We start from the raw sequence: 14,599 nt of genomic DNA on the forward strand, positions 1-14,599 counted from the left end.
TTCTTATCGAGCAACATCATAGAGCGGAAACAGCAGTTATTGTTTCCGCTCTTTATATATCAAAATGTGCCTTAAATTCCTGTTTCGTAAAATTAAAAGGGTGCGGAGGAATATGGAGATGAACAAAAAGAGCGTACGTGATATAGAACTGAATGGAAAACGGGTGTTTGTTCGTGTGGATTTTAACGTTCCGGTTGAGGACGGTAAAATTACGGATGACAAGCGTATTCGTGAAACCTTGCCAACAATTAACTACCTGATTGAAAAAGGTGCAAAAGTTATTTTGGCGAGTCATTTTGGACGTCCAAAAGGCCAGGTCGTTGAATCCATGCGTCTGACTCCTGTTGGCGTGCGTTTGTCTGAATTGCTCAAAAAGCCTGTTGTTAAAGTGGACGAAGCAGTTGGTGAGGCTGTTAAAGCAAAAGTGGCTGAACTGCAAAACGGCGACGTGTTGTTGCTTGAAAATGTACGCTTCTATCCAGGAGAAGAGAAAAATGATCCTGAACTGGCAAAGCAATTTGCTGAGCTGGCTGACATTTTCGTAAATGACGCTTTTGGTGCAGCACACCGTGCTCATGCTTCCACAGAAGGTATCGCGCATCTTCTTCCGGCTGTTTCCGGCTTGCTGATGGAGAAAGAATTGTCCGTCATTGGTAAAGCTCTTTCAAACCCAGATCGTCCTTTTACAGCCATTATCGGCGGTTCCAAAGTAAAAGACAAAATCGACGTGATTGACAACCTGCTGAACATTGCAGATAACGTAATTATTGGCGGCGGTTTGGCTTATACATTTTTTAAAGCTCAAGGTCATGAAGTGGGTCAATCCCTGCTGGATGAATCCAAACTGGACGTAGCTCTTGGATTTATCGAAAAAGCGAAGAAGCTCGGCAAGAATTTCTATCTTCCAGTAGATATCGTTATTTCTGACGATTTCAGCGCTACAGCGAACACTAACATTGTGGACATCGACGGTATTCCTGCAGATTGGGAAGGCGTGGATATCGGACCGAAAACTCGTAAAATCTATGCAGATGTTATCAAAAACTCCAAATTGGTTGTTTGGAATGGACCAATGGGTGTATTTGAAATCGAACCTTTCGCTGGCGGTACTCGTGAAGTAGCGGAAGCTTGCGCAACAACAGAAGCTTATACCATCATTGGTGGCGGCGATTCTGCAGCAGCGGCTGAGAAATTCCATCTGGCTGACAAAATGGATCATATCTCTACTGGCGGCGGTGCATCCCTTGAATTTATGGAAGGCAAAGCACTTCCGGGTGTTGTTGCACTCAACGATAAGTAATCCAACGCACTGCGCGTAATAAATGCTTTAGGGCACCTAATAGTTAGGAGTTGAAACCATTGAGAACACCGATTATCGCGGGTAACTGGAAGATGTTTAAAACCGTACCAGAAGCTAAAACTTTCATCGAAGAGATCAAAGGCAAAGCAGAGGTTGCAGGAGTGGAAAGCGTAATCTGCGCTCCATTTACGAATCTTCCTGCTCTGGTTGAAGCAGTAAAAGGCACATCTATCAAAATCGGCGCACAAAACCTGCACTTTGCAGAAGACGGCGCATTTACAGGTGAAATCAGCGGCGGGATGCTGAAAGATCTGGGCGTAGACTATGTTGTGATCGGACACTCCGAGCGTCGTGAATATTTTAACGAAACAGACGAAACGGTGAACAAAAAGGTTCATGCGGCATTCCGCCACGGCCTGACTCCGATCGTATGTGTAGGCGAAAAGCTGGAGGACCGTGAAGCCGATCAAACCAAAGAGGTTGTAAAAGTACAAACTGTAGCAGCTTTTGCTGGTTTGGCTAAAGATCAGGCTGCACAAGTGGTTGTTGCTTATGAGCCAATCTGGGCAATCGGAACAGGTAAATCATCCACTTCGCAGGATGCGAATGAAGTGATTTCCTACATCCGCAGTCTTCTGAAAGAACTGTACGATGAAAATACAGCAAATGCTGTACGGATTCAGTATGGTGGCAGCGTCAAACCTGAAAATGTGGCCGAGTACATGGGCCAAAGCGACATCGACGGCGCACTCGTAGGCGGCGCTAGTCTTCAACCAGCGTCTTACATCGCGCTTGTTGAGGGGGCGAAGTAAGATGACAGTACCAAAACCGGTAGCCTTAATTATTATGGACGGATTCGGACTGCGCGAAACTGTGGAAGGCAACGCAGTTGCACAGGCTAACAAACCGAATTACGACCGGTATTTAAAACAGTATCCGCATGCAACGCTGACAGCTTCTGGTGAAGCGGTGGGTCTGCCGGAAGGTCAAATGGGTAACTCCGAAGTAGGTCATTTGAACATCGGCGCAGGCCGAATTGTATATCAAGACTTGACTCGTATTTCGAAGTCCATTCGCGAAGGTGAATTCTTCGATAACGAAACATTGGTTAAAGCAGTTCAGCACGCCAAAAAGAACAACACCAAACTTCACCTGTACGGACTTCTGTCCGACGGCGGCGTGCATAGCCATATCAGCCATCTGTTCGCTATGCTGGACCTGGCGAAAAAAGAAGGATTAACAGAAGTATACATTCATGCTTTCATGGATGGACGCGACGTTATGCCTGACAGCGGCGTGGGCTTCATGCAGCAGCTGATCGCTAAAATTCAGGAAGTGGGCATTGGCCAAATTGCGACCGTACAAGGACGCTATTATGCTATGGACCGCGACAAACGTTGGGAACGTGTAGAGAAATCTTACCGTGCAATCGTGTACGGCGAAGGTCCTCAATATACAGATCCAATGGAAGCATTGAAAGAATCGTATGAAAAATCAGTATTCGATGAATTTGTGGAGCCAACTGTTATTGTGAAGGCCGACGGAAGCCCTGTGGGACTGGTCGAAAGCAATGATTCTGTTATCTTCCTGAATTTCCGTCCTGACCGTGCGATTCAATTGTCTCAGGTATTCACGAATGCGGATTTCCGTGGCTTTGATCGTGGACCCAAATTGCCTAAAGATCTGCACTTTGTTTGCCTGACGTTGTTCAGTGAAACGGTTGAAGGCTTCGTAGCCTACGAACCGAAAAACCTGGATAACACTTTCGGCGAAGTTTTGGTGCAGAACAACAAAAAGCAATTGCGTATTGCCGAGACCGAAAAATATCCGCACGTTACTTTCTTTTTCAGTGGCGGACGCGATGTGGAGCTGCCTGGCGAAACTCGTATTTTGATCAATTCGCCTAAAGTGGCTACATATGACTTGCAGCCGGAAATGAGTGCGTACGAGGTTGCGGATGCAGCTGTTAAGGAAATCGAAGCAGACAAGCATGATGCGATCATCCTGAATTTTGCTAACCCTGATATGGTGGGACACTCCGGTATGTTGGAGCCAACGATCAAGGCAGTAGAAACGACGGATGAAGTGGTTGGACGCGTTGTAGACGCAGTTAAAGCTAAGGGCGGCGTTGTTATCATTATCGCTGACCATGGTAACGCGGATATGGAAATTGACGAGCAGGGACGTCCGTTCACAGCTCACACGACCAATCCGGTTCCGTTCATTTTGACTGATGAAAATATCGTTTTGCGTGAGCATGGAATACTGGCTGACGTAGCTCCGACGCTTCTGGATTTGATGCAGCTTCCGCAGCCTGCGGAAATGACAGGAAAATCTATGATTGCATCCCGCAAGTAAGCTTGATTTAATAAGTATAGGCTTGACCAACAAATCATGATCGACAAAGGAGATTAAGTACAAATGACTATTATTTCTGACGTGTACGCTCGCGAAGTCCTCGACTCCCGTGGTAACCCTACTGTTGAAGTTGAAGTATATCTGGAATCCGGTGCTATCGGTAGTGCCATCGTTCCTTCCGGTGCCTCTACTGGCGCTCATGAAGCTGTAGAGCTTCGTGATAACGACAAATCCCGTTACCTGGGTAAAGGCGTTCTGCAAGCTGTTAAAAACGTGAACGAAATCATCGCTCCTGAAGTGATCGGCTTGGATGCTGTAAACCAAGTGGAAATTGACACATTGATGATCAAACTTGATGGAACACATAACAAAGGTAAATTGGGTGCAAACGCGATTCTGGCTGTATCCATGGCTGTAGCTCGCGCTGCTGCCGAAGCTCTGGGGCTGCCACTGTACACTTACCTGGGCGGATTCAATGCTAAACAATTGCCAGTACCAATGATGAACATTGTTAACGGTGGCGCACATGCCGACAACAACGTTGACGTACAAGAATTCATGGTTCTGCCTGTAGGTGCTCCTACTTTCAAAGAAGCTTTGCGTGTTGGTGCAGAAATCTTCCACAACCTGAAATCCGTACTGAATTCCAAAGGTTTGAACACAGCTGTTGGTGATGAAGGCGGTTTTGCTCCTAACTTCAAATCCAATGAAGAAGCTCTATCCACTATTATCGAAGCGATCGAAAAAGCTGGTTACAAACCAGGCGTTGACGTATTCCTCGGTATGGACGTTGCTTCCACTGAGTTCTACAAAGATGGAAAATACACACTGGAAGGCGAAGGTAAATCCTTCACTTCTGCTGAGTTCGTTGACCTGCTTGCTTCTTGGGTTGACAAATACCCAATCATCACCATCGAAGATGGTTGCTCCGAAGATGACTGGGAAGGTTGGAAATTGCTCACTGAAAAACTGGGCAACAAAATCCAATTGGTTGGTGACGACCTGTTCGTAACTAACACAGAGCGTCTGGCTAAAGGTATCGAAGAAAACATCGGTAACTCCATCCTGATCAAAGTAAACCAAATCGGTACGCTGACTGAAACATTCGACGCTATCGAGTTGGCTAAACGTGCAGGATACACAGCTGTAATCTCTCACCGTTCCGGTGAGTCCGAAGACAGCACCATTGCTGATATCGCTGTTGCAACAAATGCAGGCCAAATTAAAACAGGTGCGCCTTCCCGTACTGACCGTATCGCGAAGTACAACCAATTGCTCCGCATTGAGGATCAACTGGGTGAACTGGCTCAATACCACGGCCTGAAATCTTTCTACAACCTGAAAAAATAATATTACGCAAAGATGCTGACGGTGTTTAGGCTGCTGTGATTCAAAAACACGGAGTCTGAGGCCCGAAGCCCTTTACGTAATTACAAAACAGATCTGTTCGCTAACGTGAGCAGGTCTGTTTTTTTGTTTTTGCCTATGTGATGTCGGTTATACTCTTCTGTAAGGCTTAATGAAGTGGCTCGGTATAGCTGGTTGTTATCTACTGGAAGTTGTGGTAGAATGAAAATAGTGTTTTGCGTTAATTTCCGGCTATTCATAACATGGTATGATCATGTTTTCATAAAAGAGGCTGTGTTGTTTTGCAAAACGGATGTATTAGCTCAGGAGGTGGGATTTTTCATGGAAATCTTTTTGAAAGTGCTGCTCGTTGTGTTCTCGATTGCTGTTATTGCGGTTGTTTTACTGCAAAAGGGGAAAAGCGCAGGTTTGTCCGGTGCCATCTCTGGCGGTGCTGAGCATCTGTTCGGCAAGACAAAAGCTCGCGGTATGGATTTGATTTTGCAGCGCGTGACTGCTGTTTTGGGTGCGGGCTTTATGATCGTTTCTGTTTTAGTTGCATTTTTTGCAAAATAAGCTAAATAATAACCTTAAGCCTTCGTTTCACGGGAAACGGGGGCTTTTTGGATTTTAGACAGGCAGGGATGCCGTCGATTAAATTCGTGTATACTAGGGTATGAGTATATAAAGAGCCTTGTATCAGGAGCAAGGAACATGCGGATTATTACTGAAAATTAAAGGTCACCCGAGGTGGACGATATTATGATAACAGAGCAACAATTACTTGATTTTATGCGCGAGACCGCATACAAACCGATGACTTACCAGGAGCTTGAGCAGCATTTTGAAATTAAGGACGCAGCGGATTTTCGCGAATTTCTTAAGCTTTTGAACGCGCTGGAGGAGGATGGTAAAATTCTGCTGACCCGCACGAACCGCTATGGTGTGCCGGAGCGGATGGATTTGCAGCGCGGACGTTTGCAGGCTCATGCCAAGGGATTTGCTTTTCTAATCCCGGAAGACCGGGAGCACCCGGATGTGTACATTCATGCTAATGACTTGAAGAGTGCAATGAATGGAGACACGGTACTGGTAAGAGTGACGTCGAAGGGACCTTCGGGTGGCCGTTTGGAAGGCGAAGTTGTGCGGATCGTGAAGCGCGCAGTGCTACAGGTGGTAGGGGTGTTTCAGAGCCACGAAGCTTACGGTTTTGTTTTGCCGGATGATAAGCGCATTAACCGGGATATTTTTATTCCAAAAGACAGCTCCAACGGAGCCGTAAACGGTCAAAAGGTCGTTGTGCGCATTGTGAGCTATCCGGAAGGACGAGCTGCGGCGGAAGGTGAAGTATTGGAGGTGCTGGGTCACAAGGATGATCCGGGCGTCGATATTCTGTCGGTCATTCGCAAGCATCAGCTTCCAGAAGCTTTTCCTGATGAAGTGACAGAGGAAGCAGAAAAGGCTCCCGATGCGATTACGGAAGAAGAAATCGTGCGTCAGGGGCGGCGCGATCTGCGCGATAAAACGATTGTTACGATTGATGGCGAGGATGCCAAGGATTTGGATGATGCGGTTAATGTAGAGCGTCTGCCGAACGGTAACTACCGTCTGGGAGTTCATATTGCCGATGTAGGGTATTATGTGCGTGAGAGTTCCAAGCTGGATCAGGAGGCGTATAACCGCGGTTGTAGTGTGTATCTGGTCGACCGTGTTATTCCTATGCTTCCGCATCGGCTTTCGAACGGGATTTGTTCCTTGAATCCGCAGGTGGATCGGCTGACTTTGTCCTGTGAGATGGAATTCAATGAGCATATGAAGGTCGTAAAACATGATGTTTTCACCAGTGTCATTAAAACGAAGGAACGAATGACGTACACCAACGTTCGCAAAATCCTCGAAGAGGAAGATGCTGAACTGATGGAACGGTACAAGGATCTGGTGGAAGACTTCCGTACGATGAAGGAACTGGCATTGAAGCTGCGAGCTAACCGGATGCGCCGGGGCGCGGTTGATTTTGATTTTGATGAAGCAAAAGTGATTGTGAATGATGAAGGCAAGGCCGTAGACATCGTTAAAAGAGAGCGTACCATTGCCGAGCAGATCATTGAAGAGTTCATGCTGGCAGCCAATGAAACGGTAGCCGAGCATTTTCACTGGCTCAAAGTGCCGTTCTTGTATCGGATTCATGAGGACCCGGACCCGGAGAAGCTGCAAAACTTTATGGCTTTTGCGGCCAATTTTGGGCATCAGATCAAAGGTCGGGGGAATTCTATTCACCCGCGTGCGCTGCAAACGTTGCTGGAAGATATTCAGGGCACGAAGGAGCAAACGGTGCTTAGCACCATGATGCTACGTTCGATGAAGCAGGCGAAGTATGATGCGGAGTCGACAGGACATTTTGGACTGGCTGCGGAGTATTATTCTCATTTTACATCGCCGATTCGCCGTTACCCTGACTTGGTCATTCACCGTGTCATTCGTGAGGTATTGGAAAATGGCGGGGCTTTAACAGCCGAGCGCCAGGAGTATTTGACTGCACGGATGCCAGATATTGCGCAGCAATCTTCAGAACGTGAACGTGTGGCTGTGGATGCAGAGCGTGATACGGAGCAGATGAAAAAGGCTGAATACATGCTGGACAAGGTCGGCGAGGAATTCGAGGGAATCATCAGCAGCGTAACCAGCTTTGGTATGTTCATTGAGCTGGACAATACGGTGGAAGGTCTGACGCGCCTGAGTGCGCTTACGGACGACTATTATCATTTTGACGAGCAGCATATGGCGTTGATCGGTGAACGTACCTCCAAGGTGTTCCGCATCGGAGATGAGGTTAAGGTTCGCGTCGCGCGTGTCAATATGGAAGATTACACGATTGATTTTGAACTCGTCGATATGAAGCAGCGGCAACGCCGTGAGCGCACGGGTGGTTCAAAGCCGGGCGTTGGCTTTGCGCGTGGCGGTGAGGGCAGAGGTAAAGGAAAGCCCCATGAAGGGCGCGATCGTAAGCGTGGCAAGGACAAGGCTGGCAGAGAGCGTAAAGGCGGTCGTGATGCTGCCGGAAAGCCTAAAGAAGCTGGCTCAAGCGCTGGAGGTATTAGTACCGCAGGTCGCACAGGCCGTAGCGGCGGAAACGGAGCAGGAGCGGGTTCAGCCAGCGGTTTCGGTTTTGGCAGCGGCAAGGGCGGTTACAACTCGCCAGCATCAAGTGCAGGTAAACGTAAGAAGAAGACGTCAGCCAGCGGTATTTTTATCGGTGGAACAGTTACACCAGGCAGTGATGCCAGCCCAAGCGGTGACGGCGCTGCACGTCGTAAGCGGAAGAGCAAAGGCAGTGGTGGTGGCGGTAATAGCACCGCTGGATTTGTCCGGAAAAAGAAGAAGTAAGTGGCGTTGGCTTGCTTGTTAGATAGTTGGACCTTTTGAGTCAATGTAAGCTGATTTGAGGCTTGGGTTTAGAGGCGGTTTCTGTCTGATGTTCTGGACGGAGGCCGCTTCGTTTTTAAGACTTGACCTTTCTTGCTTTTACCGTCTGAATTTTGTTACAATATATTTCTAAGCTGCTCATTTGTAACTGTTGAATTCAAGGGCTGGAGATTTCCTTTTACGGAATAGATTACATTAGGAACAAGGAGTGGTATTCATGGGTAAGAAGGCAGACGGGAAAGTGCTCGCCCAGAACAAAAAAGCTTCCCATGACTATTTTATCGAGGACACCTACGAGGCGGGCATGGTGTTAACGGGAACCGAAATTAAGTCTTTACGTAATGGCCGCTCTAATATCAGTGATGCGTTTGCCACTATTCGTAATGCTGAAATTCATATCCATAACATGCATATTAGTCCTTTTGAACAAGGCAATCGTAACAATCCAACCGATCCAACGCGTACACGTAAGCTACTGCTGCACAAAGAACAGATTCGTAAGCTTATTGGTCTGTCCAAACAGGAAGGCTACACGATTGTGCCGTTAAAGATTTATGTTCGCAATGGTTATGCCAAGCTGCTGCTTGGACTTGGTAGAGGTAAAAAGCAATACGACAAACGTGATGCTGCGGCTAAACGTGATGCTCAGCGTGATATCCAACGCGCTCTGCGTGAGAAGCAGAAAATTGCGAGATAACTTAGCGTAGCTTGAGTCGGAAGACGAAGTGAAGCCACCATATGATTAGGCTGAAGCTAGAGTTCGCCATTGTTACTTGAATTATTAGGTTTGGTACAAATTACGTGGATAAGTTACTTGTTCCTGTAATGGTGCTATTTTATAGAGCTTAAATGGCTTCATTCCGTTTCGTTATGATGTGTAATATGGTATACTAATGAAGTAGTAAGTTAATATTTTTGTACTTCTGAGTTTGTTCGACTGTTGAATCTCAGGATTCAGCTTCCGATATAGTATCATGCATGCTTATGCTCCGGTATTTCCGGATTTATCCGTGGAGCCCTTTTATAATGAGGGGGCGTTTATGGATTCGACGGGGATAGTTCGAGCATGAGTAGCGGGTAGTGGGGACGCGTCCGCTTCATCAACGCTAAAGCCTATTAAACGGCAAACAACAAAACAACTACGCTTTCGCAGCCTAAGAAACTGTGTGCGTGCTTCTACTCAGCATCGTCCATGTGACTGGGATAGGGGCTAACAAATAGTGGAATACGCTGTCTCATCTCCGCCTGCGGTGAGCTGAAGAAGACAATCAGGCTGACCCGAAGGGAATCCGGTGACGGGGAGTCTCTAGGGTGACATCAAAACTGTCACTACACCCGTAGAAGCTTATGTGTCGTTATCTTCGGACAGGGGTTCGACTCCCCTCGCCTCCATTTAAAAAACCCGCTCAGTGAGCGGGTTTTTGCTTTTTATGGAGTTAAAATGTAGACGAAATGTAGACATGAAATTATTAAGGGTCGAATTGTACTTGGACTTGTAGACATTATGTCTACAAACTTGGATTATAATAAATTTATACATTGGATGAGATGGTGATCGGCGATTTCGTATTGACATAAGCGCATGAGATGTAGAAGAAATGAAACAGTAGGAAACCATAGCCCCAGTCAGCTAAACGTTCCTCTGTTGAATGTCCAGCCTAACATTTGTTTTAGGAGAATTGGAGTAAGAGTAGCAGAATCACACAGACATGCTTTTACTCTTCTAAAGGATACACGGGATATCTGGCGTAGGGGAAGCGTGTGAGATGTGTATCCATCTGCTCTTGGATGAGAGTTGCAAGAGCGCGTTTTTCTTTTTCCGTGAAGGTTACGTTGACATGGTTTTCGCTCCATTTCTACATGAGAATAGCGGAAGTATGGACATTCACATGCCCGTACTGTCGTTTTTTTTGTTGGTAAGATTAATTTACAAGGAGAAGGGATCATCTTCTTTTGCACTCTGCATGAACAGGATGCGCTGCTCCGGTGTAAGGAACGGGTCTTCTAGCGCGATGTAATAAGGATCGGCTAACTCATTCACCCAACGCAAGGCATCTGCAATTTCCCCGCCATGAAATACAGGGTTGTCTGACAGTGCTTCATCCTCTTTTGCAATATCTACAACTCCACTATCCTGGTCTATCGTCACAAACAGATTCGTACCATCCACGTATCTGTTTGTTCCACTCTGATCAGTTGTTCTGATAATCACACGTACAAAAAAGGCCTGTTTGGAATTGAGAACTTCATGCTCTTCCAAACAGGCGGGTAGGAACTGTTTTTGATTGTGAATGAATGATCTTAGTGACACCGCCGTGATCCAGGTATTTCCGTACGATTCTGGATCATTGATAATATCCCCGTTGTATTCAATGACCTCTTTTAGCTTGTTCAGTATGTTGTCCTCATTTGCATTTAAACTTCTGCTTGTTCTTTTAGCCATTGTTCGGCCTACTTGTGGTGAATTCCGACTTGTGTGAACAGGGTGATGATATAGTCGTTGGTGTTCATGACGGCGATTTTGTAGATTTGGGTGTTGCTGAGGTCGTACAACTCGACGTATTCAGGGCAACTACCGAAAAGTCCGTCTTCTTCTCGTCTAAAACCTACGAGGCTAAGATCGTGTAGGTTATCCCCTGCTTCTAGTATGAAGATAGGGCCGGAAGGCTGGAGGGAGAAATACGGATCATCTTTGTTATGGAATGAGTCGCGAAGCTGAGTGAAGTATTCTTGGATGTGTTTTAAGAAAGTGAGGGGAAGCGAAGAGTATTGCAGTGAGTCGATGTCTTGCTGGGTCTGTATGATGCGCACAACGTAACCTCCTAAAATAAAATAAGGCTTCACCGATAACAGGAAGCCTTTCAAAGTAATAATATCTATTTTCATTTAAGGCCAAGACGGTTTTAGGGTACTTCATATATTCATTCGTTAGCTATGTTAATTCAAAATAACAGAATAGATGGGGCTTTATGTAAATAAAAGCTTTATTCTATCCGATACATACATAAGAATGGTTTGCTGTTAAAAATAACCTCTTAAACTCAGAATCTGAATGGTGTGATAGCTACGAACACATGTAAACACAAGGTAGCTGGCGAACGTGCCTTGTGCCGCTGGAAAGGAGATATGAAAGCATTTGGACGTACTGCAAAACGGAATAGGATATGAAAGTCTACGCTTATACGGTCCCTTTCAACCTCAGCATATGGAACAATTGCGAATTACCAGGGCCGTTAACGATCATGCATACCTGTATGTGAGCGGCATGCTGTCGGAAGAACAGGGAGCCTCGTGTGTTGGACAGGACATGGAGCAGGAACCGATTGTCATACGTCAGTTGGATGAGCAAGGACAGTCGATCAGAAGATTGTTTCACGGGCTGGTTACACGCATGTCCGTACACTGTATAAGGGGAGTATATACTTTTGAACTGGAGGCGGCCTCGCATTCCTACCAAATGGATATCAAGACGAAAAGACGCTCCTATCAGGACATACATCGTACCTATGATGATCTGGTCACTACAATGATTCGGAAGTACATGTATGGAGATGCGATTGATACGGTAACCAACTATGCCGAGTTAGGTACTTTTGTTTTACAATATGAAGAAACCGACTGGGCCTTTTTAAAGCGCCTTGTCTCTCGCTTTGGTTCGGTGCTTGTGCCGGAGATCACGGCTGCTTCACCTAAGGTTTTCTTTGGAATGCCAGAAGGCAAGCAGTACAAGGTGGAACGAGATGTATTTTACAGGGTACGAAAAACGTTTCATGAGTTAGATACAGGAAAACCAGGGGAACGTGCTGGCGCGTATGTCACCTATACGATTGAAAATCTGCAATACTATGCGCTGGGTGACTTGATTACGTTACCCATCGGACAAGGCAAAGAGCTGGTTGTTGTTCGGGCAGTGACAGAGTTAAAGGACGGTCTACTCCAAACTCGTTATGATCTCCAAGTCGAACAGGATATCCACTATGCTCGGTATGAAAATGATCAAGCTATCGGGATTTCGCTCACGGGAACGGTGCTGAAGGTACAACAGGATTTCGTACAACTTCAACTGGAAATAGATCCGAAGCAAGACCCAGCTAAAGCTTGTTGGTTTCCCGTAGCCACCCGTTATGTAGCGGAAGAGCATAGCGGCTGGTACGACATGCCTGAAGTTGGGGAACAGGTGGAATTGTATCTGCCTACACACTGTGAACAGGAAGCCTATGTGACCGATTCCTTGCGACAGCATCGCCACGCCAATGGACAGCCAGATGTGAAGGCATGGAAACACGTACAAGGTAGCGGCATAGAAATGTCTGCGCAGGAGCTGATCCTGTCCACTTCCGATGGGTTTTCGATTACACTACATGAGGATACGGGTATATCCGTCAACAGTCCGGGAAATGTACAGATTCAAGGCGGTCATGTGAAGCTGGATGCAGGTCAGGAACTATCACTGGAAGCTGGAACCGCAATATATTTAAAAGGTGGAGCCAGCAGTATGGTGCTGGATGGTGAGACGGACACCAAAGCTCCAGTGATTTATCAGGAAGGTACGGTAAAAGCTCCAGTTTTCGTAGCTGACCTTCCTCCTGTACCTGAGCCGCCGTTAATGAATATTAAGGCGTATGAGGCCGCACAATCTAAAGCAGCCAACGCTTCTTCCAGTAGTACGGCTCCTGCTCTTACGGCAAAGGTTACAAGTCCAGCGGCGCTTCAACAGGCCAACGCATTGCTGGGTACAGTATCCAAGCTATTAGGTTCCATTCCAGCAGTCGGGAAAGTAGCCAATGTGATGTTGAATACATCGGGTGGACTAGCAAGTAAAGTGGCGGCAACGGTTTTACAAGTATCCGCAGCAATCCCTGTTCGGAGCAAAGGAACGCCTACCTTGGGAGCGTCTAAGGAAACGGGTGTACATCCGTTGAAACATTTGGCAGGACTGGCGCTTCAAGGATTGATTAGTCAGTATGAGCATGAGCAAGCGAAACAAGCCTATTATAGCAAGTGGATTTTAGGTAAAGTATATACGAGTGCACGTCATATAGCACATTCCGGTGGCCCATTAGAGTTGGTTCGAAACTTGCTGAAAGAATCGAATGCTATGACTCATGCATATCAGCAAATTCCCGCCGAGTTGAGACAACGCTGGAGGGCGAACTACGACAGTTACATGGCTCAACAGCCGAAGCCGAAGCAAGAGGATGAATCTCAGTCATGGTGGGATCTTATGGCGGCAGTCCAGCTCCAGAATGCGGAAAATGAAGCCATTATGGCGAAGCAGATGGCGAACGAGTTGGAGTATGCCGCAGATGTGGGTGGAGAAGTTGTATTAGGAGCAGCAGCTGCGGTTGTAGAAGATTATTCGTTTGGATTAATGAATAAGGAATATACTTCAGATCATCCGATGGCGCGTAAAACAGGTGAAGTGATCGGACATTCTTTGACAACTGTAGCCGGAGCCGTAGAAACGGTTGGTGCTGTGACGGAAGGATTCTTAGGTGGTTTGGTAACAGCTTCAGGAGTAGGGGCACCTGTAGGCGTCCTTGCTATGGCACAATCTGTCGTTTTGGGAGCACATGGGACGGCGGTAACGTATACCGGAGCATCCAATAGTGTGGAAAGTGCTAAGGACCTTTATCGAATGTCTAAAAGCGAGGGTCCAAATAGTTCAACGCCGTCTAAACCTTCTAGTGGAAAGCCAGGTAAGAGTGAAGGAACACCTGCTTCGCAGAAACCAAGCAAAATCAACGAGAAGCCTCCCGGAGCTAAGGGGACGGGTAATGCTAAGCCAACCAAAGGTGAATTCGTTGGGAACATAAATGAGTTAAAACCGGCAGAGAAAAAAGTAGCAAATGATTTAATAGAAGAAGGGAGAAAGGTTGAACGGATTCCAGAGTCTACAATACATGGAGAAAAAACGCCAGATTTCAAAGTAGATGGGGTTTTAACTGAACTTAAATCTTTGCAGAATCCTAATGTTAATACTGGAGTTGGGAGAATAAAGGATGGATTTAAGCAACATGCGGAAAAAGTCATAATTGATGCTAGAGAAGCAGGGCTTACAAAAGAACAAGCGAAGCAAATTATTGATCGAGCTAAAGGGACTTATACTGATAGGAATATTCCGGGAAAAGTGGAAATATGGACAAATGAAGGGAAAGTTATAAACTAGGG

10 protein-coding genes and 1 other RNA gene are annotated in these 14,599 nt (G+C 46.4%); 9 read left to right on the forward strand and 2 right to left on the reverse strand.

What is annotated here, in order from left to right; genetic code table 11:
- The first annotated feature begins 118 nt into the window (after positions 1 to 118).
- From HPL003_RS08310 to ssrA, 8 genes are all read left to right on the forward strand, one after another.
- Positions 119 to 1,300 carry a phosphoglycerate kinase gene (locus HPL003_RS08310; RefSeq protein WP_014279177.1) on the forward strand — a complete coding sequence of 394 codons (1,182 nt, stop codon included), beginning with the start codon at positions 119 to 121 and terminating at the stop codon, positions 1,298 to 1,300.
- A gap of 59 nt (positions 1,301 to 1,359) precedes the next feature.
- Positions 1,360 to 2,112, forward strand: coding sequence for a triose-phosphate isomerase (tpiA, locus tag HPL003_RS08315; protein ID WP_014279178.1), 753 nt, complete (start codon positions 1,360 to 1,362; stop codon positions 2,110 to 2,112).
- 1 nt (position 2,113) lies between these two features.
- Positions 2,114 to 3,658 carry a 2,3-bisphosphoglycerate-independent phosphoglycerate mutase gene (gene gpmI, locus HPL003_RS08320; protein ID WP_014279179.1) on the forward strand — a complete coding sequence of 515 codons (1,545 nt, stop codon included), beginning with the start codon at positions 2,114 to 2,116 and terminating at the stop codon, positions 3,656 to 3,658.
- A 63-nt stretch (positions 3,659 to 3,721) separates the two neighbouring features.
- Positions 3,722 to 5,008 carry a phosphopyruvate hydratase gene (gene eno, locus HPL003_RS08325; protein WP_014279180.1) on the forward strand — a complete coding sequence of 429 codons (1,287 nt, stop codon included), beginning with the start codon at positions 3,722 to 3,724 and terminating at the stop codon, positions 5,006 to 5,008.
- Between the two features lie 339 nt (positions 5,009 to 5,347).
- Positions 5,348 to 5,581, forward strand: a complete 234-nt coding sequence (gene secG / locus HPL003_RS08330) for a preprotein translocase subunit SecG (RefSeq protein WP_043922593.1) — start codon at positions 5,348 to 5,350, stop codon at positions 5,579 to 5,581.
- 186 nt (positions 5,582 to 5,767) lie between these two features.
- Positions 5,768 to 8,389 (forward strand): ribonuclease R, encoded by a 2,622-nt coding sequence (rnr, locus tag HPL003_RS08335; RefSeq protein ID WP_014279182.1) that lies wholly within the window; start codon positions 5,768 to 5,770, stop codon positions 8,387 to 8,389.
- 256 nt (positions 8,390 to 8,645) lie between these two features.
- The gene (gene smpB, locus HPL003_RS08340) at positions 8,646 to 9,125 is read left to right on the forward strand and encodes an SsrA-binding protein SmpB (RefSeq protein WP_014279183.1); all 480 of its coding nucleotides are present in this window, start codon (positions 8,646 to 8,648) and stop codon (positions 9,123 to 9,125) included.
- Between the two features lie 333 nt (positions 9,126 to 9,458).
- Positions 9,459 to 9,823, forward strand: a transfer-messenger RNA (tmRNA) gene (gene ssrA, locus HPL003_RS27390).
- 532 nt (positions 9,824 to 10,355) lie between these two features.
- Here ssrA and HPL003_RS08345 read toward each other — a convergent pair.
- Together HPL003_RS08345 and HPL003_RS08350 are read right to left on the reverse strand one after the other, a co-directional pair.
- A complete protein-coding gene (locus HPL003_RS08345) occupies positions 10,356 to 10,871 on the reverse strand; it encodes a hypothetical protein (RefSeq protein ID WP_014279184.1) in 516 nt (171 codons plus the stop codon).
- An 8-nt stretch (positions 10,872 to 10,879) separates the two neighbouring features.
- Positions 10,880 to 11,239 (reverse strand): hypothetical protein, encoded by a 360-nt coding sequence (locus HPL003_RS08350; protein ID WP_014279185.1) that lies wholly within the window; start codon positions 11,237 to 11,239, stop codon positions 10,880 to 10,882.
- 325 nt (positions 11,240 to 11,564) lie between these two features.
- Between HPL003_RS08350 and HPL003_RS08355 the strand changes: the two genes are divergently transcribed.
- A complete protein-coding gene (locus HPL003_RS08355) occupies positions 11,565 to 14,597 on the forward strand; it encodes a CdiA C-terminal domain-containing protein (RefSeq protein ID WP_014279186.1) in 3,033 nt (1,010 codons plus the stop codon).
- The last annotated feature ends 2 nt before the right edge of the window (positions 14,598 to 14,599 follow it).

Origin of the sequence: Paenibacillus terrae HPL-003 (assembly GCF_000235585.1) — a bacterium.
Taxonomy (GTDB): Bacteria; Bacillota; Bacilli; order Paenibacillales; family Paenibacillaceae; genus Paenibacillus; species Paenibacillus terrae_B.

Bases quoted from the DNA above. Each gene is read 5' to 3' on its own strand.
- HPL003_RS08310 (WP_014279177.1), top strand. From the start codon at position 119: ATGAACAAAAAGAGCGTACGTGATATAGAACTGAATGGAAAACGGGTG.
- gpmI (WP_014279179.1), top strand. From the start codon at position 2,114: ATGACAGTACCAAAACCGGTAGCCTTAATTATTATGGACGGATTCGGA.
- eno (WP_014279180.1), top strand. From the start codon at position 3,722: ATGACTATTATTTCTGACGTGTACGCTCGCGAAGTCCTCGACTCCCGT.
- secG (WP_043922593.1), top strand. From the start codon at position 5,348: ATGGAAATCTTTTTGAAAGTGCTGCTCGTTGTGTTCTCGATTGCTGTT.
- rnr (WP_014279182.1), top strand. From the start codon at position 5,768: ATGATAACAGAGCAACAATTACTTGATTTTATGCGCGAGACCGCATAC.
- smpB (WP_014279183.1), top strand. From the start codon at position 8,646: ATGGGTAAGAAGGCAGACGGGAAAGTGCTCGCCCAGAACAAAAAAGCT.
- HPL003_RS08345 (WP_014279184.1), bottom strand. From the start codon at position 10,871: ATGGCTAAAAGAACAAGCAGAAGTTTAAATGCAAATGAGGACAACATA.